General features: G+C 65.1%; 19 protein-coding genes and 1 pseudogene. 2 read left to right on the forward strand and 18 right to left on the reverse strand.

The features are described 5' to 3' along the window. The first annotated feature begins 78 nt into the window (after positions 1-78). Positions 79-909, forward strand: a complete 831-nt coding sequence (locus ACFPO9_RS19890) for a helix-turn-helix domain-containing protein (protein ID WP_379773913.1) — start codon at positions 79-81, stop codon at positions 907-909. Positions 910-1059: 150 nt separating this feature from the next. Continuing rightward, positions 1060-2094 (forward strand): AraC family transcriptional regulator, encoded by a 1035-nt coding sequence (locus tag ACFPO9_RS19895; RefSeq protein WP_379773916.1) that lies wholly within the window; start codon positions 1060-1062, stop codon positions 2092-2094. Here the strand turns inward: ACFPO9_RS19895 and ACFPO9_RS19900 are convergent. The 18 genes and pseudogenes from ACFPO9_RS19900 to ACFPO9_RS19985 form a co-directional block, all read right to left on the reverse strand. Beyond that, a complete protein-coding gene (locus ACFPO9_RS19900) occupies positions 2091-2549 on the reverse strand; it encodes a hypothetical protein (RefSeq protein ID WP_379773919.1) in 459 nt (152 codons plus the stop codon). The two genes, ACFPO9_RS19895 and ACFPO9_RS19900, sit on opposite strands and share 4 nt — an antisense overlap. Continuing rightward, positions 2546-3400, reverse strand: coding sequence for a hypothetical protein (locus tag ACFPO9_RS19905; RefSeq protein WP_379773921.1), 855 nt, complete (start codon positions 3398-3400; stop codon positions 2546-2548). The genes ACFPO9_RS19900 and ACFPO9_RS19905 overlap by 4 nt, the downstream gene beginning before the upstream one ends. After that, the gene (locus ACFPO9_RS19910) at positions 3400-4179 is read right to left on the reverse strand and encodes a hypothetical protein (RefSeq protein WP_379773924.1); all 780 of its coding nucleotides are present in this window, start codon (positions 4177-4179) and stop codon (positions 3400-3402) included. Before ACFPO9_RS19910 ends, ACFPO9_RS19905 begins: the two co-directional genes overlap by 1 nt. Before the next feature lie 82 nt (positions 4180-4261). Next, entirely contained in the window at positions 4262-4798 is a 537-nt protein-coding gene (locus ACFPO9_RS19915; RefSeq protein ID WP_379773926.1) for a DUF6160 family protein, read from the reverse strand. Positions 4799-5228: 430 nt separating this feature from the next. Further along, positions 5229-7064 (reverse strand): translational GTPase TypA, encoded by a 1836-nt coding sequence (gene typA / locus ACFPO9_RS19920; protein ID WP_047824427.1) that lies wholly within the window; start codon positions 7062-7064, stop codon positions 5229-5231. A gap of 306 nt (positions 7065-7370) precedes the next feature. Further along, entirely contained in the window at positions 7371-8291 is a 921-nt protein-coding gene (gene truB / locus ACFPO9_RS19925) for a tRNA pseudouridine(55) synthase TruB (RefSeq protein WP_379773928.1), read from the reverse strand. After that, the gene (gene rbfA / locus ACFPO9_RS19930; protein WP_379773930.1) at positions 8288-8716 is read right to left on the reverse strand and encodes a 30S ribosome-binding factor RbfA; all 429 of its coding nucleotides are present in this window, start codon (positions 8714-8716) and stop codon (positions 8288-8290) included. The genes truB and rbfA overlap by 4 nt, the downstream gene beginning before the upstream one ends. A gap of 189 nt (positions 8717-8905) precedes the next feature. Continuing rightward, entirely contained in the window at positions 8906-11776 is a 2871-nt protein-coding gene (gene infB / locus ACFPO9_RS19935; protein ID WP_379773933.1) for a translation initiation factor IF-2, read from the reverse strand. Between the two features lie 44 nt (positions 11777-11820). Then, positions 11821-13386, reverse strand: coding sequence for a transcription termination factor NusA (nusA, locus tag ACFPO9_RS19940; protein ID WP_379773936.1), 1566 nt, complete (start codon positions 13384-13386; stop codon positions 11821-11823). Further along, on the reverse strand, positions 13383-13871 hold the full coding sequence (rimP, locus tag ACFPO9_RS19945) for a ribosome maturation factor RimP (RefSeq protein WP_230027462.1): 489 nt from the start codon (positions 13869-13871) through the stop codon (positions 13383-13385). Before rimP ends, nusA begins: the two co-directional genes overlap by 4 nt. 399 nt (positions 13872-14270) lie before the next feature. After that, positions 14271-16352: a 23S rRNA pseudouridine(2605) synthase RluB gene (rluB, locus tag ACFPO9_RS19950; RefSeq protein ID WP_379775038.1), complete on the reverse strand. Its 2082-nt coding sequence runs from the start codon at positions 16350-16352 to the stop codon at positions 14271-14273. A 23-nt stretch (positions 16353-16375) separates the two neighbouring features. Then, positions 16376-16999, reverse strand: a pseudogene (scpB, locus tag ACFPO9_RS19955) (SMC-Scp complex subunit ScpB); the annotation flags it as partial. Between the two features lie 357 nt (positions 17000-17356). Next, positions 17357-18397, reverse strand: a complete 1041-nt coding sequence (locus ACFPO9_RS19960; protein ID WP_379773939.1) for a glucokinase — start codon at positions 18395-18397, stop codon at positions 17357-17359. A gap of 161 nt (positions 18398-18558) precedes the next feature. Continuing rightward, positions 18559-19512, reverse strand: coding sequence for a DedA family protein/thiosulfate sulfurtransferase GlpE (locus ACFPO9_RS19965; protein ID WP_379773941.1), 954 nt, complete (start codon positions 19510-19512; stop codon positions 18559-18561). A 67-nt stretch (positions 19513-19579) separates the two neighbouring features. Beyond that, the gene (locus ACFPO9_RS19970) at positions 19580-20488 is read right to left on the reverse strand and encodes a Gfo/Idh/MocA family protein (RefSeq protein ID WP_379773944.1); all 909 of its coding nucleotides are present in this window, start codon (positions 20486-20488) and stop codon (positions 19580-19582) included. 119 nt (positions 20489-20607) lie between these two features. Next, a complete protein-coding gene (locus ACFPO9_RS19975) occupies positions 20608-22296 on the reverse strand; it encodes an ABC transporter ATP-binding protein (protein ID WP_379773946.1) in 1689 nt (562 codons plus the stop codon). 7 nt (positions 22297-22303) lie between these two features. Beyond that, a complete protein-coding gene (locus tag ACFPO9_RS19980) occupies positions 22304-23320 on the reverse strand; it encodes an ABC transporter permease (protein WP_379773948.1) in 1017 nt (338 codons plus the stop codon). Positions 23321-23328: 8 nt separating this feature from the next. Next, complete coding sequence (locus ACFPO9_RS19985) at positions 23329-24267, reverse strand: ABC transporter permease (RefSeq protein WP_379773950.1); 939 nt, start codon at positions 24265-24267, stop codon at positions 23329-23331. Positions 24268-24530 lie beyond the last annotated feature (263 nt).

Consider the following 24530-nt stretch of genomic DNA (forward strand, 5'->3'; position numbering starts at 1 on the left):
TAAAACGCTGTCGATTTTGTAAAAAACCGCTCATTCGAAAGCGCGGCTATGAATAGCTGGGACAGGATTAGCAGTGCATTGGGAGAACCCGTGGTCAGCGTGGAGATCGGCGGGGTGCCGTTGCGCGCCGAGCGCTACATCTTTCAGCTCGGCGGGTGCGAGGTGCCGCCGCTGGATTCGCTGGTGCTGGCCTGCCACCTGGGCGGGGCGCGCGCCACCGCCGGCCGCAGCGCCGGCCGTTCCTTCGACTTCCTGGCCGGCGCCTCGACCGTGTTCCAGCCCGGCTTCGCCAGCCGCTGGACCTTCTGCGGCGCGATCGACATGGCGATGTTCCACGTCATCGACCCCGGCCACGAGCTGGTGCGCCATCTGCAGCGCCTGCTGAATGCGCGCACCAAGGCGCCACCCTTCTCCGACCCGCTGGTCAACGCCTGCGCGCAGCAGCTGCTGGGTGAACTGGCGCGCACCAGTTCACCCAAACTCGCGGACCACGCCTTCGTCGAGCGCCTGGGAGAAGTGATGATCGAGCAGACCTGCCGCGTCCTCGAGGGCAAGACCGGGCGCCACGCGCCGCACGACGCCCTGCAGCTGGGGCGCCTGCAGGGGGTGCTCGAATGGATAGGCGAGAACCTGTCGAACGAGCTCTCGAACGCCGAGCTGGCCGAACGGGCCGGCGTGTCGGAGTCGCACTTCCGCCGCATCTTCCAGGAAGCGATGGGCATGACGCCGCACCGCTACGTGCTGCGCCTGCGCCTTGAGCGCGTGCACGAACTTCTGACCCGCACCAGTTTTTCGATCGCCCGTGTTGCGGCGCAATGCGGCTTCAACAGCCAGAGCCACATGACGTCCTGCTTTTCCAGCGCCTACGGCATCACGCCGGCGCGGGCGCGCCAGCAGTCGCGCTTATAACAAAAAATGAGCGTTTTTTGAAAAAGAAAGGATCATTTTCCGACGCGCCGGTATTTCGCATGCACACATAATAAAAAAACGGCAAGCGGGCGACAGACCCTGGCGCCGCATAACTAGGAGACAAGTCATGGTCATCGCACGAGGTCCCGCGTGAAGTATTTGTCGGCCACGGACGTGGTGCAGCGCATCAAGAGCTGCCTCTCGGCCGAAGGCGTCGACGTCGACGGCCTGTTCGGCAAAGCCGGGCTCGGCTGGTTCGGCAAGGTCCAGGCCGACGGCGCCGAACGCGCCGCCGACTTGCTGGCGCTATCCGACCAGTTCAGCCAGCTCTGGGAGGGCCTGGCCCTGGCCAGCGGCGACCCGCTGATCGGCTTTCGCGTATGCGCGCCCGATCCACTCAGCTGGCTCGGGGTGCTGGGCCACCTGATGCTGGCCTCGCCGACTCTGAAGCAGGCCGCGGACAACCTGATGCGCTACATGCCGCTGGTGACGCCGGTGGTGCGCGCCACCATCGAACCGAGGAGCGACCGCGTGCGCGTCGGCCTGAACCTGGTCGGCGGCGTCCGCCCGGTGCCGGTGCAGCGCTACGACTTCACCTGGGGCCTGCTGCTCGACACCCTGCGCTTCGTCGGCGGCCGCCCCGACCTGAAGCCGGTCGCCGTCGAATACGCCTATCCGGCCCCCGCCGACAGCGCCCCCTACGCCGAGCGCTTCGGCTGCCCCGTGCGTTTCGGCGCACCCGCCAACGCCCTCGAATTCGCCAACGCCGACATCACCGCGCCGATCCCGACCGCCAACCCGCTCGCCGCCGAAGGCCTGTTCCGCCTGCTCGATGAGCGCCTGATGCAGGCCGAAAGCAGCAGCTTCGCGGCGCGCGTGCGCGAGATGCTGCCGGCCATGATCGACCAGGGCGGCGCCCTGCGCGATGCCGTCGCCCGGCGCCTCGCGATCAGCGAACGCACCCTGCAGCGGCGCCTGGCCGACGAAGGCACCGACTTTTCGACCCTGGTCGACGAAGTGCGGCGCACCATCGCCCAGCAATACCTCGGCAGCGACCGCATCAGCGTGAAGAACCTCAGCTACAAGCTGGGCTTCTCCGATCCCAGCGCCTTCCACCGCGCCTGCCTGCGCTGGTTCGGCAAGGCGCCCGGCGAGTTCCAGCAGCCGAAAATAAAGAGCGCCTAATGTGACCACAGGCGCAGTTGGCCCTGCATCATCATCTCCCCGTTCAGGCTGATCCTCCCCAGGTTGCCGCTCACCGCGCCATGCGGGTCGGCCTGCACGCTGATCGAATCGAAACCGGTGTCCGTGAAGCGGGTGTAGCCCGGCAGGGTCAGCGCCACGTAATTGGTGCCGTCGGCCGCCGTCTGCGGGCTGATGTTCAGGCCGACCATCTGAATCCGGCCGCCGATATTCCTGAGCACGATATAGGTCGTGCGCTCGTCGACCTTCTGGCCGATGATCAGGCGGCTGTCCCCTAGCGTGTTGTCGGGCTGGCGGTTCAGGTTCAGGTCGACCGCGAAGCTGATGCCGTCGGCGCCGCGCACCGCGGCCAGTTCGCTGTCCGGCAGCGGCTTCGGACCAGCGGCCAGGGCGGCGAGCGGCACCAGCAAAACAAAGGCGGCGAGCGACTTCATCATGGCCGGAATTTGATGTCCAGGTACTGCAGCTGGATCGAGCCGATGCGCGAGCTGCCGAGATCCACGTTCGGCGCCACGGTACCGCCGGCGTCGCTGCGGAAGCTGATGTTTTCGATCTGCAGGGCGCCGGCGGCGGCAGATGCGCCGGCCTCCGGCCAGTTGATGCCGATGTGCAGGCGCGAATTGCCCGCTTCGTCGGTCCGCGCATTGAATATCCCGGCCTGGGCCGAGACGTCGGCCAGGCGCCACGGCGATACCGGCGCCGAACCGTCCTCGGTGGCGGCGCCGATCTTCACGCCGGACAGCACCATCGCCTCGCCCACCGCCGTGCGGCCGTTCGGCTGCAGCGACAGGCTGCCGATCTCCATATGGGTCGCCATGCCGAAGGCCAGGCCGTCGCCCGCCGCCGGCGTCGACCACTGGAAGCCGCCGCCGTAGTACACGAGGTCCTTCAGGATCACGCTGCCGCCGTAGACGACCATGCCCTTGTCGCCGACGTCGAAGTCGAAGGCCATCTGCCAGGCTTCGCGCCCCAGCACATTCTGCGGCATGGCGATGTTGACGATCTCCGCCCCGCCCTGCCCCCGCTGGATCACGTCCAGGCGATAGGGGTCGGCGAAAGGCGCGTCGACATTATCCGAGCGCGAGGCGGACAGGTTGCCGATGCCGAGGCTGCCGCGGCCGTCCGGCGTGGTATAGCGCATCACCGCATTGCCGGACATCGCGAAATTCGACAGGTTGAAACTCATGCCGTCGCGGCCGCCGATCTTCGCGAGCGCGTTGTCGGACAGCGGCTCCAGCGCGAACGCGGTGCATGGAAGCAGCAATAGCAGCATGAGGGCGCGGCGCATCAGTGTCCCGGCGGATTATTGACCGGCACCATGCCGTTCAGGTTCAGGGCCATCAGCTTGTCGCGCCAGTTCAGCCAGACCCCGGCCTGGGCTTCGGTCAGGGCCGGCATGCCGGCCGCGGCCTGGAAGGTCACCGGGGTCTTCAGCACCGAGATCCAGAAGTCGCGGCTCGGACCGCTGGCGTCGCCGGCGGTGACGGCGCCGACATCCGACAGCTTGAGCGTGCAGCCGCTGCAGGTACCGTCCCAGCGCTTGCCGCCGCCAGGATCGGTCATGGTGTCGATGGCGCCCTGCGCGCCGGCGTCGATGCGTATCGCGCCGGACAGGGTCGCGATCTTCATGCCGATGTCGCCGGCGATGCTGTCGAAGCCAAGGCGCATGCCGATGACTTCGCGCTGGCCGGCGGTGCCGGTATTGCGGTACACGAATTCGAAATAGGGATTGGAGATTTGAACCAGTCGCTGGGCGTCGCCGGCGTCGCTGCGGCCGAAGCGCAAGGCGCTGATGTCGAGGTCGGCGCCGCTGCCGTTGCGCGGGCCGTAGGTGTATTCGCCCAGGCGCATGTTGGCCAGGTTGGCGTTCAGGGTCACGTCGGCATCGAGGGCGATGCGGGTGAAATCGAAGCCCTGGTAGCTGGAATTACTGACGGTGAACAGGCCCTGCCCGCTCACGGTGGACATCTCGCTGTCCGACAGCGCGCGCATCTGGGCCGCGGCCTGCCCTGCTGCCAGCAGGCTGCATGCGGCGAGTGCCAGTGCGAGGAAAAAACGTCTGCTCATGGACCATCCCGACGAGCGCTTCAAGTCAAAAACGGCCCGGGGCAAAAGCGCCCACGGGCCGTCCCATCACCAACCGGGGGGATTAGTGAGCCCAGATGTAGACGGTGGTGCCTTGCAGCTTGATGTTGTTCATTTCGAACTTACCGTAGGAAGCGTCCGAATTGCCCATCTTGATCGAGTCGACGCTCATCGACAGGTTCTTGGTGGTGTCGACCAGCGGGATGGCGATCTTGACGACGTCACCGGTCGGTGCGAAGGCCGCCAGGCCGGCGCCGCCGCTCACACCCAGGGTGGTGTTGGCGTTCGGGACCAGGGTGCCGCCTGCGCCGGGCAGGGCAGCCATGGCTTCCGATTGGAAGGTAGTGTTGTTGATGATGTCGATCGTCGCAGCGATCGCGCCGGAGATCTTGATGTTGTTGAAGCTCACCGAGCCGCCATCCGCACCGGTGTCGGTGTACTTGAATTCACCGATGTTGATATGCAGGTCGGCTGCGATCGACACACCGTCACGGCCCGAGACTTTGGACAGGTCGCTGTCGGCGATCGGGGTCAGGGCCGATGCGTAGGAAGCGATCGAGGACAGGGCGGCGACGACGGCGAGTTGTTTCAGCAGTTTCATGGTATCTCCAGTAATTATTGTGATCGACGGGTGTCTCTTCGGCTCCGCAGCGCCTGGGAGCTTATTTCTTAATTGGAAGTCAATTAAGTGATAAGGATGTTATTACTTCCATTTCATTTAAGGCATTTTTTGTCCTGCCTCAACGAGCCAAATCGATGGATTCCTGAGCCAGTCGTTTGACGCCTTGTTTTGCAGGCTTGGGGGAGCTCAGCTGTATACGGTGTGCATGATCGCAGCCGGGACGCGCCCTTTTGCTATGAAGGCGGCGCTGGAAATGGTGCCGCCCGCGGGTCCGCGGCGAAGCGTCGTGCGGCGCTGCGGGACCGGTCATGCAATCTGCTGCTGAGTATGAAGAGCGCAACGCCATCGGCGTGGACGAAAAAAAACCCGCTGCAAGCAGCGGGTTTTTTCATGCAGCGGGAAGCGCGAATTACGCGGCTTCGCGGCTGGCCTTCTTGCGCTCGTGCTCTTTCAGGTGACGCTTGCGCAGGCGGATGCTCTTCGGGGTGATCTCGACCAGTTCGTCGTCCTCGATGAATTCCACGGCGTATTCGAGCGACATCTGGATCGGCGGCACCAGGCGCACGGCTTCGTCGGTACCCGACGAACGCACGTTGGTCAGCTGCTTGCCCTTGATCGGGTTGACGACCAGGTCGTTGTCGCGCGAGTGGATGCCGATGATCATGCCTTCGTACACCGGGGTGTTGTGCTCGACGAACATGCGGCCGCGGTCCTGCAGCTTCCAGATCGCGTAGGCCACGGCGGCGCCGTCGTCCTGCGAGATCAGCACGCCGTTACGGCGGCCGGCGAGTTCGCCCTTGCTGTTGTCGACCGGTGCGTATTCATGGAACACGTGGCTCATCAGGCCGGTGCCGCGGGTCAGGGTCATGAATTCGCCCTGGAAGCCGATCAGGCCACGGGCCGGGATCAGGTATTCCAGACGGACACGGCCCTTGCCGTCCGATTCCATGTTCTGCAGGTCGCCACGGCGGCGGCCCAGCTCTTCCATCACGCCGCCCTGGTTGACTTCTTCGACGTCCACGGTCAGGTTTTCGTACGGCTCATGGCGCACGCCATCGACCATCTTGTACACCACGCGCGGACGCGACACGGCCAGCTCGAAGCCTTCACGACGCATGTTTTCCAGCAGGATGGTCAGGTGCAGTTCGCCGCGGCCCGAGACTTCGAACACGGTGTCGTCCGGGGTCGGCAGCACGCGCAGCGCCACGTTGGCCTTCAGCTCACGCTCCAGACGCTCGCGCAGCTGGCGGCTGGTGACGAACTTGCCTTCGCGGCCGGCCAGCGGCGAGTTGTTGACCATGAAGTTCATGGTCAGGGTCGGCTCGTCGACGGTCAGCATCGGCAGCGCTTCCGGGGTATCCACGGCGCAGACGGTCGAACCGATGCCGATGTCTTCGATACCGTTGATCAGGCAGATGTCGCCGGCGACGGCTTCATCGACCAGCACGCGCTCCAGGCCCTTGAAATTCAGCACCTGGTTGATGCGGCCCTTGATCGGGGTCGAATCCGGGCCGTTCAGGACGATCACGTCCTGGCCGGTCTTGACGCGGCCGCGGTTGACACGGCCGATACCGATCTTGCCCACGTAGGACGAGTAGTCCAGCGAGGTGATCTGCATCTGCAGCGGGCCGTCCGGGTTGTCGTCACGCACAGGCACGTATTTCAGGATCGCGTCGAACAGGGGCTTCATGTCGCCGCTGCGCACGTCTTCGGTCAGGCCGGCATAGCCGTTCAGGCCCGAGGCGTAGACGATCGGGAAGTCCAGCTGCTCGTCGTTCGCGCCCAGCTTGTCGAACAGTTCGAAGGTCTGGTTGATGGCCCAGTCGGCGCGCGCGCCCGGACGGTCGACCTTGTTGACCACCACGATCGGCTTCAAGCCCAGGGCCAGCGCCTTGCGGGTCACGAAGCGGGTCTGCGGCATCGGGCCTTCCTGGGCATCGACCAGCAGCAGCACCGAGTCGACCATCGACAGCACGCGCTCGACCTCGCCGCCGAAGTCGGCGTGGCCTGGGGTGTCGACGATGTTGATGTGGGTGCCTTCGTACTCGACTGCGCAGTTCTTCGACAGAATCGTGATGCCACGTTCTTTTTCGAGATCGTTCGAGTCCATCACGCGGGTGTCGACCGCCTGGTTTTCACGGAAAGTGCCGGATTGGCGCAGCAGCTGGTCCACCAGGGTGGTCTTGCCGTGGTCAACGTGGGCGATGATTGCGATATTACGAATCGCGCGTTTGGTGTCTGACATATGCGTTTTCAACAGTAAATGTTGCGTGATGGGTGGAGGCGTCCGCTCAGGGCCGCTCGGCTAGTGGCGCTCGGCATAGCCGATTTCCAGAACCCGCTACTATAGCACGGTTATGCGTCGTGCTGCGCCGCAGCGACGGGGAAAGACCTGATTTTTCAAGGATTTGCCGCCAACAGGCAGCTTAGCGGCGAAATATTGAATGTCGATGACATCCCGGACGCCGCTGGCAGCATGGGGCTGCTGCCTTTCCGGGCCAGGGACGAGATGGGGCGGCGGCGGCGGATTTCAAGGCCCGCCGCCCGATATTTACTGCTTCGCCGCGATCAGGCGCTCCGGCGCGAGGATGGCATATTCGCCGAGCAGGGCAGTGCCCAGCAGCCGGCCATCCGCGTACACCCGCACCCTGCCCTGCTCGGCCGGCACCTGGACCGGCTCCTTGCCCAGCGCCAGACGCTGGCCATTCAGGAAGCGCTTCTCCAGCTCGGGCGTCAGGTCGACGCGCGGAAAACTCGACAGCAGCGCATCGACCGGGGCCAGCAGAGACAGCGGATTTTCAATCGCCTGCAGCTCTTCCAGGGTCACCATGTTTTCCGTGGTCAGCGAGCCGACCTGCACCCGGCGCAGCGCGCTCAGGTGGGCGCCGCAGCCCAGCGTGGCGCCGATGTCCTCGCCCAGCACGCGCACATAGGTGCCCTTGCTGCACTTGACGCGGATGGTCAGGAAAGGCGCGGCATACGCGACCAGATCCAGCTCGTAAATCGTGACCGGGCGCGCCTCGCGCTCCAGCGTGATGCCTTCGCGCGCATATTCGTACAGCGCCTTGCCGTCGCGCTTGAGCGCCGAATACATCGGCGGCACCTGCAGGATGGGGCCGCGGAAGCGCGCCAGCGCGGCTTCGACCTGTTCGGTGCTCACGGCGACGTCGCGCGTCTCCAGCACTTCGCCCTCGGTATCGCCGGTGGTCGTGGTAATGCCCAGGTGCACGGTGGCCAGATAGGTTTTATCGGCTTCCAGCAGGTCCTGCGAGAACTTGGTCGCCTCGCCGAAGCACAGCGGCAGCAGGCCGGTGGCAAACGGGTCGAGGGTGCCGGTGTGGCCGGCCTTCTTGGCGTTGACGATGCGCTTCACTTTCATCAGCGCGTCGTTCGAGGAGAAGCCGACCGGCTTGTCGATCAACAGCACCCCGTCGACGAGGTCGCGGGGCTTCTTCGGGGGCCGTGCGTTCACTCGCTGTCCGAATCTTCGTCAGTGACCGCCGGGGCCGACTCGTCGACGTAGTCGGCGGCGCGGGTGGCGTTGGCCTGGTCGATCAGGGCCGACATGGCCAGGCCGCGGCTGGTCGAGGTGTCGTGCAGGAAATGCAGCGTCGGCAGCGTGTGGATGTGCAGGCGCTTGCCGAGCAGGTTGCGCAAGTAGCCGGCGGCCTTGTTCAGGCCATCGAGGGTCTGCTTGATCTCGTCCGGGCTGTCCTTGAGCAGGGTGAACCAGATCTTCGCGTGTGCGTAGTCCGGGGTCAGCTTGACTTCGCTGATGGTGACCATGCCCACGCGCGGATCCTTGAGCTCGTACGCGATGAGTTCCGACAAATCCTTCTGGATCTGGTCGGCCACGCGCAGGCCGCGCGATGGAATGCTTTTACTGTGTTTGGGCATATTGTTATCCGATGCTCGTCGTCCCCGCGAAGGCGGGGACCCAAGTTTTGCGAATGGCCAACGAACTTGGATTCCCGCCTTCGCGGGAATGACGGTTCAAGCGTTGGCGTTCAAAAAACTTAGGGCTAGTGACCCCGCGCCGATGAAGCGGGGGGCAACTAGCCCCAAATATTACTCCGTAGCCGGTAATTACAGCGTACGCGCCACTTCCGTCACTTCGAACACTTCCAGCACGTCGCCGACCTGGATTTCGTTGTTGTTCTTCAGCGACAGGCCGCACTCGAGACCGGCACGAACTTCTTTCGCGTCGTCCTTGAAGCGCTTCAGCGAATCGATCTCGCCGGTCCAGATCACGATGTTGTTGCGCAGCAGGCGAACCGAAGAGGTACGCTTGACCACGCCATCGGTGACCAGGCAACCCGCGATCGCGCCGATTTTCGACACCAGGATGACCTGGCGGATTTCGACCTGGCCGGTAATGGTCTCGCGCTTCTCCGGCGCCAACATGCCCGACAGCGCGGTCTTGATCTCGTCGATCGCATCGTAAATGATGCTGTAGTAACGGATGTCGACGCCGTTGGTCTCGGCCAGCTTGCGCGCCTGGGCGTCGGCACGGGCGTTGAAGCCGATGATGACTGCCTTCGAAGCGGTTGCCAGGTTGACGTCCGATTCGGTGATGCCGCCGACCGCCGCGTGGACGATCTGCACACGCACTTCCGAGGTCGACAGCTTCTGCAGCGAACCCACCAGTGCTTCCTGCGAACCCTGCACGTCGGTCTTGACGATGAGCGGCAGGTTCTTGACTTCGCCTTCGCCCATCTGGTCGAGGATGTTTTCCAGCTTCGCTGCCTGCTGCTTCGCCAGCTTCACGTCGCGGAACTTACCTTGACGGAACAGGGCGATTTCGCGCGCCTTGCGCTCATCGGCCATGACCATGACTTCTTCACCGGCGCTCGGCACTTCGGTCAGGCCCTGGATCTCGACCGGCAAGGACGGACCAGCTTCGGTGACCGACTTGCCGTTCTCGTCCAGCATTGCACGGACGCGGCCGAAGGACGAACCCGCCAGCACGACGTCGCCGCGCTTCAGGGTACCCGACTGCACCAGGATGGTGGCGACCGGGCCGCGGCCCTTGTCGAGGCGGGCTTCGACCACCAGGCCACGGGCCAGCGATTCCACCGGCGCCTTCAGTTCCAGGACTTCGGCTTGCAGCAGTACCTGCTCCAGCAGCTCCTCGATACCGGTACCGATTTTCGCCGACACCGGGACGAACGGCGAATCGCCGCCGTATTCTTCCGGCACCACGCCTTCGGCAACCAGTTCCTGGGTCACGCGCTCGGGATTCGCACCCGGTTTGTCGATCTTGTTGATCGCCACGACCAGGGGCACGCCGGCAGCTTTCGCGTGGGCAATTGCCTCCTTGGTCTGGGGCATCACGCCGTCGTCGGCTGCCACCACCAGGATGACGATGTCGGTCGCCTTGGCACCGCGGGCTCGCATGGCGGTGAACGCCTCGTGGCCCGGGGTATCCAGGAAGGTGACCATGCCGCGCGGGGTATCCACGTGGTAGGCGCCGATGTGCTGGGTAATGCCGCCGGCTTCGCCAGCAGCCACTTTGGCGCGGCGGATGTAATCCAGCAGCGAGGTCTTGCCGTGGTCGACGTGGCCCATGACGGTCACGACCGGTGCGCGCGGCTTGGCCTCGAACTCGGCGTGCTCGCCCTGGTCGGCCAGCAGCGCTTCCGGATCGTCCTCGGCGGCGGCGAAGGCCTTGTGGCCCATCTCTTCCACCACGATCATCGCGGTTTCCTGGTCCAGCACCTGGTTGATGGTGCACATCTGGCCCAGCTTCATCAGCTGCTTGATGACTTCCGATGCCTTCACCGCCATCTTGTGCGCCAGTTCGGCCACGGTGATGGTTTCCGGCACGTGGACGTCCTTGACGATCGCCTCGGTCGGAGCCTGGAAGTTCGATTCGCGATCGTCGTGGCCGCCACGACGGCCGCCACGGCCGCCGCCGGCACGCCAGCCGTCACGGCCGCCGGTCGACGGGGCGCCGCGGCCCTTCATGCCGCCGCCAGGGGCGCCGCGCTTCTTCTCATCCGACCAGGTCGAGGCCACGTTGGCCGACTTGATCGATTTCTTGTCGCCCGGCTTGGCACGCGCGCCGGTCGATTCGCCCGGCTTGGCTTCGCCCGGCTTGGCCGTCGTTGCTGGCTTGTGCAGGGTGGCGGCTTCGGCCGTCTTCGGCTTCGGCGCCGGCACTTCCGGCGCCTTGATGACGCGGCGCGGCTGGGCCATCATGGCCTTGATCTGGGCCACTTCGTCGGCCACGGCCTTGCGTGCACGCTCGGTGGCGGCAGCGCGTTCGGCGGCTTCCTTGGCGGCTTCGTCGGATTTGCGCTTGGCTTCCTCGGCGGCTGCTTTCTTGGCTTCGTCGGCGGCTGCCTTCTTGGCTTCGGCTGCGGCATCGGCGGCGCCGGCTGCGGCGTCGGCCTGGGCGGCTGCATCGACCTGGGCGGCGGCGGCGGCTTCACGCTGGGCGCGTTCGTCGGCGTCGCGCTTGGCCTGCTCTTCGGCCGCGGCGGCCTGTGCGGCCTTTTCGGATTCGAGCTTGGCCAGGCGTTCCTGCTTTTCGCGCAGTTCCGCTTCCTGGCGCGCCAGCAGTTCCGACTGGCGGCGTGCTTCCTCGTCGCGGCGCGCCTGCTCGGCGGCGTCGACGACCGGGGTTTCGGCGGCCTTGGCGGTCACCAGGTCGTCGCGCTGCACGAAGGTGCGCTTCTTGCGGACTTCCACCTGGATGGTGCGCGATTTGCCGCTGGCGTCAGCCTGCTTGATCTCGGAGGTTTCCTTGCGGGTCACCGTGATCTTCTTCTTTTCGCCCGACTCGACAGCGCCGTGGGTACGGCGCAGGTGGTTCAGCAGCTTATCCTTATCATCTTTGGACAAGGGATCTGACGTCGAACTTTTTTCGACGCCGGCAGAACGCAGCTGCGTCAGCAGCAAGTCCGCAGGCATCTTCAGTTCGGTGGCAAATTGGGCTACGTTGTTACTCGCCATTCAGTCCTCTTTTCTTGTGTCGCGAGATGATAAAGATTTGCAAATTATGCCTTGGCCGTTTCTGCCAGGCTCCAGGCTTTCGCCTGCAGCGCCTTGGCGCGGTCATCATATTTACTGTCGACCAGCTTCATCTCATCGTCGGTCACATCGTTAAATTCGTTTTGAATCAGTTCGCGGGCGCGGTCGGTCGGCAGCGCCAGGATGGCGCTGAACTCGTCGTAGGCCAGGCCGGCAAATTGTTCGAGGGTCTTGATACCGGCCAGGCCAAGCTTGCCGGCGGTGGTGCGGTCCATCCCTTCCAGGTTGGCCAGCGCCTCTTCCATTCCCTCGAGTCCTTCTTCGGAAGCGATCGCTTCGGTCACCAGCGCGTCACGGGCGCGGGTGCGCAGTTCGTTGACGGTGTCTTCGTCGAACGATTCGATTTCGAGCATTTCCGAAATGGGGACGTAAGCGATTTCCTCAAGGCTCGAGAAACCTTCCTCGACCAGGATGTTCGCCACTTCCTCGTCCACATCCAGTTTTTCCATGAACAGCGCACGCACGACCGCGGTTTCCTGCTCGGCCTTGTTGGCGGACTCTTCGGCCGTCATGATATTGATCTTCCAGCCGGTCAGCTCCGACGCCAGGCGCACGTTCTGGCCCGAACGGCCGATCGCGATCGCCAGGTTTTCCTCGTCCACCACGACGTCCATCGCATGCTTCTCTTCGTCGACCATGATCGAGGACACGTTGGCCGGCGCCAGCGCGCCGATCACGAACTGCGCCGGATCTTCCGACCACAGCACGATGTCCACGCGCTCGCCGCCCAGCTCGCCGGTCACGGCCTGCACGCGCGAACCGCGCATGCCGACGCAGGTGCCGATCGGGTCGATGCGCTTGTCGGCCGTGAAGACGGCGATCTTGGCGCGCACGCCGGCGTCGCGGGCCGCGGATTTAATTTGCAGCAGGCCCTGTTCGATTTCCGGCACTTCCAGCTCGAACAGCTTCATGATGAATTCCGGCGCGGTGCGCGACAGGATCACCTGCGGGCCGCGCATGTTGCGGTCGACGCGCAGGATGAAGGCGCGGACGCGGTCGCCGATACGCAGGTTTTCCTTCGGGATCATCTGGTCGCGCGGCAGGCGCGCTTCGATCTTGCCCGACTCGACGATCGCATCGCCGCGCTCCATGCGCTTGATGGTGCCGGTGACCATCGAGTCGCCGCGCTCCAGGAAGTCCTGCAGGATCTGCTCGCGCTCGGCATCGCGGACGCGCTGCAGCACGACCTGCTTGGTGTCCTGGGCAAAACGGCGGCCGAACTCGACCGACTCGATCGGGTCTTCGATGTATTCGTCGACTTCGATGTCGGCGATCTGCTCTTTCGCTTCGAAATGCAGGATTTCCTGGTCGGGCAGCTGCAGGCCGGCTTCGTCCGGCACCACGTGCCAGCGGCGGAAGGTTTCGAATTCGCCGCTGTCGCGGTCGATGCTCACGCGGATGTCGACCTCGCCCTCGTAGCGTTTTTTCGTGGCCTGCGCCAGCGCGAATTCGAGCGCGCCGAAGACGACCTCTTTATCGACGTTTTTTTCGCGCGCCAGCGCATCAACCAGTAACAAAATTTCGCGACTCATGCTTTGCGACTCCTAAAATCCACCTTCGGCACCAGGCGTGCCTTGTCCAGTTCGGCCAGCGTAAATTCCAATAACGCCGGACCATCCTTGCCTTCAAATTCCAATCCGATCTTCTCGCCTTCCGGTGCATGCAGGATGCCCGTCCAGGTTTTGCGGTTCGCGGTGCCGGGCATCGCGACGCGCAATTTGACGGTGCATTCATGGCCGGCAAAGCGCTCGAAGTCGGCCAGGGTACGCACCGGACGGTCCAGTCCGGGCGACGATACTTCCAGGCGCTCGTAATCCACGTTTTCGACCGTGAACACGTGCGACAGCTGGTGGCTCACCGTGGCGCAATCCTCGACCGAGATCGGTCCTTTTTCGTCCGCTACCGCCGCCGGAAAATCGATGTACACGCGCAGGATGCCTCGCTCGGCACGCTCGATATCGACGAGTTCGTAGCCCAGTCCTCCGACTGTCGTGGCAATCAAATCAAACAGCTGCACTGACTTCTCCAGATTCCCGGTCCGGGTCCGGACCTCGTAAAACGATTCAACAAAAAAAAAATGGGCAACTGCCCATCTTCTTATATTTCCAACCAGATGAAAGTTCCTGCACCAACGCAAAACGCTCGGGAGAACTTTAATTGGTTGCGAATTATAACCCAACACAGGGCAGCCCGCAATCGCTGCGCTGCAAAATGAACAGGTATGCAACAGTTTACACCTTTGGCGGCCGGAGCGATGGAAGCGCTCTGATTTACGCGCGCAAACATCGTTTCGGCCACTTCAAAGGCGCGTCCGGCAAAGCCCCAGGGCAAGGCGCACCGCCGCAGTGGCGGACCACGAAGACAGTACGCCAGTACGGCGAGACGGTGCGACGCCGCCATGGGGTTTACCGGGCGCTCAGCCCCTACGGCCGCGGCGCGGCATGCCGTTGTCGGCTACGCGCGGACCATGCGGACGGCGGTTCTGGCCGGCGCCGGCAAAGCCGAAGGTGGTCTGCAGCGGATCCGGCTGGCGCGGCCCCTTGCCGCCAGCGCTTCCAGCGCTGCGGCCCTGACCCTGGCCCTGGCCGGCATTCCTGCCCTGTCCTTGACCCTGGCCGCCGGGGCGCCCCTGGCCGCCGAAACCGTTGCCGCCGCGGCCCTGGGCGCCGCCCATGCCGCCACCCTGGCCGCGCCCGCCCTGCTGGCTGCCCACGCGCGCCACCGGCGGACCGAAGGGGTCGACATTGCGGTTGGCGTCGGCACGGTCGATGCGGTTGCCGTTGCTGCGGTCCTGCGCCACGGGGCCGCTGCGATCCTTGCCGCCGCCCTGCTTCTGCCTCTGGCCGCCCTGGCCCTGGCCTTGCGCCTGGCCGGCGCCGCCCTTCTCGATGCCGAAGGCGCTCATGAAGTTGCGGACGTCGTTTTCTTCCATTTCTTCCCAGCGGCCGCGCTTCAGGCCGGTCGGCAGGGTCATCGCGCCGTAGCGGGTACGGATCAGGCGCGAGACGGTCAGGCCGACCGCCTCGAACATGCGGCGCACCTCGCGGTTGCGGCCTTCGCCGATCACCACGCGGTACCAGCGGTTGACGCCTTCGCCGCCACCGTCGGCGATCTTGGTGAAGGAGGCCAGGCCGTCTTCCAGCTCGACGCCGGCCAGCAGCTTCTGGCGCATGCCTTCTTCGAGCTCGCCAAGGGTGCGCACGGCGTACTCGCGGTCGATGTTATAGCGCGGGTGCATCAGGCGGTTCGCCAGGTCGCCGGAATTCGTGAACAGCAGCAGGCCCTCGGTGTTGAAGTCGAGACGGCCGACGGCCAGCCACTTGCCGGTCTTCATGTTCGGCAGGCGGTCGAACACGGACGGACGGCCTTCCGGATCGTCCGCGCTGACGATTTCACCGGCCGGCTTGTGGTACACCAGCACGCGCGGCGGCTTGTTGTTGTTCACGCGGCGCTGCAGCAGCTTGCCGTTGATGCGTACGGCGTCGGTCGGCAGGATGCGCTGGCCGATGTGGGCCGGCTCGCCGTTCACCGACACGCGGCCGGCGATGATCAGCTCTTCCATGTCGCGACGCGAACCCAGGCCAGCCTCGGCCAGCACCTTGTGCAGCTTCGGCGCATCGTCGTCCGAGGTCAGGTCGCGGCGCGCCTTCGACGGTTGGGCCTGGCCGCGCCCGCCCTCGCTGGCGTCGAAATCGCCCGAGGTGACGAAGGAGAACACGGCGTCGGCGTCGTTGCCCTTGCCGCCCTTGCTGTCCTTGCCGCCGCGGGTGTTCTTGTTCCTGCCCTGTCCCTGCTGCTTGCCTTGCTGGCCTGCCTGCCCCTGTTGACCGCCCTGGGCCTGCTGACCCGGCTGACCGCCCTGGGCCTGCTGACCCTGCTGGCCGCGCTGCTGGCCTTTCTTGCCTTGCTTCTGGCCCGGGCGGGCGTCGCGGCGCTGCTCGGGGCGCTGTTCGCCACGCGGCTCGGCGCCCTGCTCCGCAGCGGCCTGGGCCGGCTGGGCGGCGAGGGCGTCGGTCCCGGCGGACTCCGCAGCCTCGGCTTGCGGACGCGGCTGGCGTGCTTCGCGCACCTGGCGCTGCTCGCGCATCTGGCGCGGGCCGCGCGGCTTGCGCTGGGCGCCGTCCTGCGCGTCCTGGCCTTCGGCCTGGCTGGCCGCGGCCGGCTGTACAGCCAGGGCGGCTTCGACCGCCGGCGCGGCGGCGGGCGCCGGCACTGCTGCGGCCTGCCCGGCGTCAGCCTTCTTCGCACGCGGCTTGCGGGCCGGCTTGGCGGCCTGCTCCACCGGGGCGGCGTCAGGCGCCGGCGCGGCGGCCGGGCTGGCTTCGCCCTCGGCCGGCTTGGCGGCGGCCTTGCGGGTGCGCTTCGGCTTGGCCTCGGCGGCGGTTTCCGGCTGCGCGCTCTCGGCGGCGGCCTGCGCGCGCGTGCGGCGCTTCGGCTTGGCGGCCGCGTCCAGCCCTGCTTCGGCAGGGGTCGTCTCGTTGGTGTCGGTTGGATTCATCATTCGTTTTTTACTTATTCGCCGGTTGCGGGCGCAGGTTCGTGTTCATCAAATTGTTGCAGGGCCGCTTCCAGCGCTGCCAGGCTGCGCCCTTCGGTGCCGTCCGCCACCTGCTGCAGCGGCGGCAGCTGCGACAGCGAGGCCAGGCCCAGGTCGTCGAGAAATTGCCGGGTCGTACCCAGCAGGGCCGGGCGTCCCGGCACCTCGCGGTGGCCGAGGACATCGATCCAGCCGCGGTCTTCCAGCATCTTGATCGTCTGCGAGTTGACGGCCACTCCGCGGATTTCTTCGATGTCGCCACGCGTGACCGGTTGGCGGTAGGCGATGATCGCCAGCGTTTCCAGTGTTGCGCGCGAGTATTTCGGCGGCTTTTCCGGTGCGATCCGGTCCAGGTAAGGCTTCATTTCCGGCCGGCTCTGGAAGCGCCAGCCGGATGCCAGGCTGACGATCTCGATGCCGCGGTCCTGCCAGTCCTGGCGCAGTTCTTCCAGCAGAATCTTGATCGTGTCGGCGCCCACGCCCGCGCCGAGCTGCCGGCCGTTCGCATCGACGTCGGCAAACAGTTTCTTCATGCCGTGGATGGTCAGCGGCTCGCGCGCGCACAGCAAGGCGGTCTCGAGGACCTTCTTGGCCTCATCAGTGTTCATAACACCATAGAAAAAATCACTACAAACCGTTCAACGGCTTACGCCCCCGGATGAGACAGTACGCGTTGAAACTGGGTTCCGTGGCCAGGTGGGGAGCACCGGGCGGAATACCGTAGAAACCTCAGGGGTCTGCTACGCGGCAGCCCGACGGCAAGCGGACTGCAAAGATTGACTTTCAGGAGAAACGGGGCTGCTGGCGCAGGAAGGAAACCAGGCTAAGGAGGCAAGGCTCCAGGGCGTGCCAGGCAAGCGTACGACATCGTTTCTACCAATTGGCGGCCATTGTACCCGATAAAACCAGGAAAGGGCGATGCTGCGCGCAGAGGAACGCGCGGCGGGCGGCCGGCCTGCGCCCGCTCAAGCGCCGAGGCGCTCGGCCAGGATCGCGGAAACGCCCAGGAAAGCCGGATACTCGGCCGTGATCACATAGGTGGGAACGGCCGCCAGGTAGCCGGCAAAGCGGCCCTTCTGCTCGAAACGGCGGCGGAAGCAGGAGCGCGCGAAGCGTTCGCCCAGGCGCGGCACGATGCCGCCGCCAATATAGACGCCGCCCTGCGCGCCGAGGGTGACGGCGAGGTTGCCGGCCACCGTGCCCAGCATGCCGCAGAAGGCTTCGACGACTTCCTCGCAGAGCGCGCATTCGCCGGCCAGGGCGCGGCGCGAGATCTCCGGCGCGTCCAGCGGCCCGGCAGCAAGCTTGCGGTGATCCGCCAGCGCCCGGTAGATCAGTTCGACGCCGGCGCCGGACAGCAGGCGCTCGGCCGAGACGTGCTCGAATTCGCGCCAGGCGTATTGCAGGATCGCGAGCTCGGTCTCGTTGGCCGGCGAAAAGGTGACGTGGCCGCCTTCGCTGCGCAGCGCGGTCCAGCTCTTGCCATCCGGGGCCGGGACCAGGCCCGAGACGCCGAGGCCGGTGCCGGCGCCCAGCAGGCCGATCGGCGCGCCCGTCACCGGCGCACCGCCGCCGACCTGCACCTTGTCGGCGTCGAGCAGCCAGGGCAGCGCCATCGCCAGCGCCTCGAAATCGTTGACCACGACAAAGGTATCGAAGCCGCACTCGCGGCGCAGGGCTTCGATCGAGAATTCCCAGTGGTGATTCGTCATGCGCACCATGTCGCCCATCACCGGATTGGCGATGGCGATCGCCGCGTGGCGCACCGCGCCTGCCGCAGCCACGTCCGGCAGCGCCAGATAGGCGCGCATGGCATCGCCGAGGGTCGGATAAGCGCTGCAAGCCAGCACCTCGATGTGGTTGACGCGGCCCGCGCCCAGTTCCAGCGCGAAGCGCGCGTTGGTGCCGCCGATGTCGGCGAGCAGGCGCGGGCTGGCGTGAGCGGCAAGCGGGGTCACGGACGCGGCGGATGGCTGGAGGGCGGCGGATGCAGGTGCAACGGTCATGGCGAATGCTCGGAAACAGATTCCCGAAGCTTAAGGATTTATTGGCTTGCGCGCAAGCGTTTATTGTAGTTTAGGTACAGAGGCCCGTGACGCGCTGGGAATTTAGCGCAGAAGAGCCACATTTGGCGAGTAGTCGAGCTACCAAGTGAAGGCGAAACTGCTCAGCCGGCCTTTGCCTTGAGACGGGCGTCCGGCTGGGCGGCGCTGCACTGCGCATGCCAGGCATCGAGGCCGCCGCGCAGCGGCCGCGCGCGATGAAAACCATTGGCGACGAAGGTTTTCGCGACCTGGGCCGCGGTGACGTCGTTCGGGCAGGTGCAATACACCACGATGTGGCGCTCGCGGTCGAGGGTGGCCATCAGGCGCTCGGGTTTTTCGTCGCCATAGATGAGCGCGCCCGGGATACCCTGCTCCATCTGGCGCGCGGTGAGGCTGCGGGCGTCGACGATCAGCGGGTCGTGGCCGGCTTCGAGCAGCGCCTTGAGTTCCTCGGCGGTGATGCGCGGCAGGTCGGCGGCGCCGAGGTTGCGGCGGCGCTCTACGTACTTGAGCAACACGAACAGGGCCAGCAAGGCGCCGAGCACCATCAGCGCGGTGCTGCCGAGGGTCTCGAACCAGCCGATGACATCGTCGACGCTGCCGTGGAACCAGGCGCCCAGGCCCATGCCCACGCCGCTCCACAGCAGGCCGCCCGCCACCGACAGCCACAGGAAGCGCTGGGTGGTGGTGCCCATGGCGCCGGCGAGCGGCGGCGCGATCGTGTTGAAGCCGGGGATGAACTTGGCCACCACCAGGGACTTGGCGCCCCAGCGGGTGAAATTGTCTTCGGTCTGGCTGACGCAGGAATCCGGCGACAGCGAAATCTTGCACAGCAGGCGCAGCACGCGCTTGCCGTAGAAGCGGCCGGCGCGGAACCAGAAAAAGTCGCTGATCAGGCAGGCCACGACGCTGGCCGCCAGGAACAGCGGCCAGTTGGCGCCTTTGTCCACCGCCAGCGCCCCCGCAACGATCAGCACCGGAAACGCCGGAATCGGCAGCCCGATCTGCTCGAGCAGCACGACGCCGAACACGATCAACGCGCCATAAATATGTAGCAGGTGGGAGAGCTGGGCCATGCTCTCATGATAACGCTTATCCTTCCTGTTGTGGCTCCGGTCCGCGGGTCTTTCCGGGGGCGCTCAGCTACTTGTGGGCGGCGTAGCTGGTGCTGCAGCTGGCCATGAAGCCGCTGGGGAAGCGCAGGATGAACTGGCAGGATTCCTCGACTTCCTTGAAGCGGGCGTCGCCGGGGGTCGACCAGGTGTTGCCGATCACTTCATTCGGCTCCTCGCCGCTCAGGAAGCGCGCCGCGTTGATGCAGTACAGGCCGATGTCCGGCAGCGCGCCGCCGCCCGCCAGCGCGCGCTTCAGGCGCCAGTGCTGGGGACCGCCCATGTTCTGCGAATTCACGGAGATGAACTCCTTCAGCGCACCCAGCTTCTTTTCCTTGACCATTTTTACCAGGGCGCGGTCCATCGGCTCGTACTGGCTACGGTAGGCGATCATCAGCTTCTTGCCGGCTTTTTTACAGGCGTCGATCATCTGCTGGCACTCGGCCACGCTGTTGGCCATCGGCTTTTCGCAGAGCACGTGCTTGCCCGCGCGGGCGGCGCGCACCGTATACTCGGCGTGCATGCCGTTCGGCAGCGCAATGTAGACGCCCTGCACTTCCGGCATGCTGGCCAGCTTGTCGTAGTCCTTGTAATCGAGGATGGCGCTTTCCGGAATGTTGTACTGGTGCGCGATCTTGAGCGCCTTGGCGCGGTCGCCGCTGACCAGAGCCACCGGCTTGGCGTTCTTGCTCTGGGCAAAGGCCGGCAACATCTCGTTCACCGCGATGCGGCCCAGACCGACGATGGCGATGCCGACCCGCTCACCCATCGGATCGGCCGGCGGCTCGGTCTTCTCGGGCTTCTCGGTCCTGGCGTCGATCGGCGGAAAAGTGATCCTGTCCTTCTCGCTGGCGGCGGCCTGCATGGCAGGCGCCGACATGGCGGCAAGGGTGCCCATATAGCGCAGGAAGTCCCGGCGCAGCGGCTGGCTCTGATTCATACGTTCGCGCTTTCGGATTGGATGAAAATGAGTCTCATCATCACACGCGATGTTGAACACCAGCGCCAGTTTGACCAAAAGCAAACCGGGGTCAGACCCCGGTTTTATTTACCTCAAGCTCATGCGCCGCGCGGGATGGCGGCCAGCAGGGTTTGGGTGTAGGGATGCTGGGGGTTGCGGTAGAGCTCGTCCGAGTCCGCCATTTCGACCACGCTGCCGTGATGCATGACCATCACGCGGTCGGAGATGTACTTGACCACCGACAGGTCGTGCGAGATGAAGATATAGCTCATCTTGTACTCGTCCTGCAGGTCCTGCAGCAGGTTCAGCACCTGGGCCTGGACCGACACGTCCAGCGCCGACACCGACTCGTCGCACACCAGGATCTCCGGCTTCATCGTCAGGCAGCGCGCGATGGCGATGCGCTGGCGCTGGCCGCCGGAGAATTCGTGCGGATAGCGGTGGAAGGCCTGCTCCGGCAGCCCGACGCGTTTCAGCAGATAGTAAGCATGTTCCACGCGCTCGGCATCGTTGGCGCCGATGCGGTGGATGCGCATCGGTTCCAGCAGGATCTGGCCGACCGTGAAGCGCGGGTTCAGCGACGCATACGGATTCTGGAAGATGATCTGGATCCGCCGTTTATAGGCCTGGTACTCGCGGTCGCTCATCGCCAGCAGGTCGCGGCCTTCGAACAGGGCGCTGCCGCCGGTGGCGCGGTGCAGGCGCAGCAGGGTCAGGCCGACCGTGGTCTTGCCGGAGCCGGACTCCCCGACCACGCCCAGGGTCTTCCCGCGCGGCAGCGTGAACGACACATCCTTCACCGCCTTGAACTCGCGCTTGCCGAACAGGCCCTCGCGCAGATAAAAACTCTTCGCCAGCCCGCGCACCTCCAGCACATTGTCCTCGCCAGGCGCATACCCCCGCGCGCGCTGCGGCAGCACGATCCCCGCTGAATGACGCCCGCTCAAATAATCGTCGATGACCGGCAACCGCACCGGGCGCTCGTCCAGCTTCGGCCGGCAATGCAGCAGCGCCCGCGTATAAGCATCGGCGGGCTGGCCAAGAACCTGGGACGCAGGCCCCTCCTCCCGCACCTCGCCATGCCGCATCACGATCACGCGGTCGGCAATCTCGCCCACCAGCCCCAGGTCGTGGGTGATGAACAGCACCGACATCTGGTGCTTCTTCTGCAGGCGCGCGATCAGCTCCATGATCTGCTTCTGGATGGTCACGTCCAGCGCCGTGGTCGGCTCGTCGGCAATCAGGAGGCGCGGCTCGCAGGCGATCGCCATCGCGATCATCACCCGCTGCTGCTGGCCGCCCGACATCTGGCTCGGGTAGGCGTCGATCTTGGCCGCGGGGTCGGGAATGCCGACTTCGTCCAGCAGCTCGAGCGTGCGCGCGCGCGCCTGGCGCCCGTCCATGCCCAGGTGCTGGCGCAGCACCTCGCCGATCTGGAAACCGACCGTGAACACCGGGTTCAAGGAAGACATCGGCTCCTGGAAGATCATCGCGATGTCCTTGCCGCACAGCTTGCGGCGCGCCTCGATGGACTGCCCCAGCAGCTCGCGGCCGTCGAAGCGGATCGAGGAGCCCTCGTGCATGATCGTGGTCTCGGCCGGCAGCAGGCCCATCACGGCCAGCGAGCTGACCGACTTGCCGCTGCCGGACTCGCCCACCAGGGCCACGGTGGCGTTCTTCGGCAGACTGAAGGAGATGCCCTTGACCGCTTCGAACGATGTTTTTTTATCGATGCGGAAGGACACGCGCAAATCGCGCACTTCGAGCAATGGCTGGTCAACACTCATGGCAGGCTCACTTCAATTTCGGATCGAGCGCGTCGCGCAGCGCATCGGCAAACAGGGAAAACGCCGTCACCAGCAGGGCCATCGCACTGGCGGCCGCCGCCAGCTGCCACCACTTGCCGAGGATGAGTTCATTCTGCGCCTCGTTCAGCATGCTGCCCCAGGACACCACGCCCACCGGCACGCCGAAGCCCAGGAAGGACAAAATGACTTCGGCCTTGATGAAGCCGACCACCAGGATCGACATCTGCACCAGCGCCACGTGCGAGACATTCGGCAGGATGTGCGAGAACATGCGCCGCCAGGAAGACGCTCCGATGGCGTCCGCCGCCATCACGTATTCCCTCGCCTTGTGCTTGATGTACTCGGCGCGGATCAGGCGATACGGCCCGGTCCAGCCGGTCAGGCCCAGGATCAGCACGATGGTCAGCACGCCCCTGGTCTGCAGCACCGCGGCCACCGTCAGGATCATCAGGATCGACGGGATCGAGGTGAAGATGCTGTAGAACCAGTTGAACAAGTCGTCGACCTTGCCGCCGTAAAAGCCGGAGACGGCGCCGAACAGGGTCCCCAGCGCCACCGCCACCACGGCCGCCACCAGACCGACCACGATCGAGGTCTGGCCGCCCTTGATGGTCTTCTTGACGATGTCGTGGCCCCATTTGTCGGCGCCGAAGGGCAAGGTCGAGGCCTTCACCACCTGCGCGGCATGCCCATGCCGGGCCAGTTCCGCCTTCAGTTCGGACAGGTCGCCGGCCAGCGGATCGAAGGCATTCGGCGGCGTCGGCGCGGGCGGACGGCTCAGCGCTGCCAGCGCGGGATCGGGACCGATAAAACCGGGCGGCGCATAGTTCACCGCCACCTCGTCCTCCCAGTCGGCGGCCACCAGGCCGGTGGCGGACAGCAGCACCGACAGCAGGAACAGGATCACCACCGCCAGCGCAGCCATGGCGATGCGGTCGGCGCGCAGGCGCCGCCAGGCGAGCGCCCACAGGCCGGGCGACACATTTTCGATCATTTGATTCATTCAGATACTCATTTGAGCTGCACCCGCGGATCCACCGCCTGGTACATCAGATCGGCCAGCAGGTTGAACACCATGGTCGCCGCGGCCACGTAGACCGTGATCGCCTTGATCACCGGGAAGTCGCTGCGCTCGACCGCCAGGATCACTTCGCGCCCGATGCCCGGGATGCCGAAGAAGCGCTCCAGCAGGAAGGCGCCGATCAGCAGCGCCGGCAGGTTGGCCATGACGTAGGTGATGATGGGGATGGCGGCATTGCGCAGCACGTGCACCCAGACGATGCGGCGCTCGGACAGGCCCTTGGCGCGCGCGGTGCGCACGTAGTCCTGGCCCACTTCGTCCAGCACGAAGCTGCGGAACAGGCGCAGGGTCGGCGCCACCGACACCGTCAGGCCGATCAGGATCGGCAGCGTGGCGTAGCGCAGCAGGTTTTCCAGGAAATGGTCGCCCCAGCCCTGCACCGGGAACAGCCCGAGCTTGTAGGCCAGTCCGTACTGGAACACGATGATGTAGACCAGGATCGAGATCGACATGCCGACCGTGCAGGCGACCATCACCAGGCGGTCGGTCAGCGAGCCGCGCACGAAGGCGATGCCGAGCGCCAGCGCGATCCCGATCAGGGTTTCCAGCACCGTCAGCGGCACCAGCACGGTCAGCGAAGGCCCCAGCCTGGTCGACAGGATGTGCGAGACCGGCTCGCCGGTGCTCCAGGCGTTGCCGAAATCGAAAGTCAGGATTTGCCGGACGAAGATCCCGAGCTGCACGTACCAGGGCTGGTCCAGGCCGAGCTGGGTGCGGATGTTGGCGATCGCCTGCGCATCCGCCATCTTCCCCGCCAGCAGGTAGGACGGATCGCCGCCGACCCAGTTGAACAGCACGAACACCAGCACCACGACGCCGGCCATGGTCGGCAGCATCTGCCACAGCCGCCGGAAGATATAAGCAAACATCGGTGATTCCGGATGAAAAGCAAAACTATAGACCAGATTCCTCCTATTGCAGAGTAAAAAAAACTTTGGTCCCCTATAAGAAAAAGAAATACAACTGTGGCATTTATACAATGTCACAAGTGAATCATATTGACACTGTATTGACGAGATGATCTGATGAGACGTTAAGTGAAAACATTCTAACTTTTCACTAAACGCCAATTGGTTACATTTAGCGCTCGTACTTTTTGGTATATGCATGCCAAAAATTGTAAGAAATGCAT

Origin of the sequence: Massilia aerilata (assembly GCF_042656905.1) — a bacterium.
Taxonomy (GTDB): Bacteria; Pseudomonadota; Gammaproteobacteria; order Burkholderiales; family Burkholderiaceae_D; genus Telluria; species Telluria aerilata.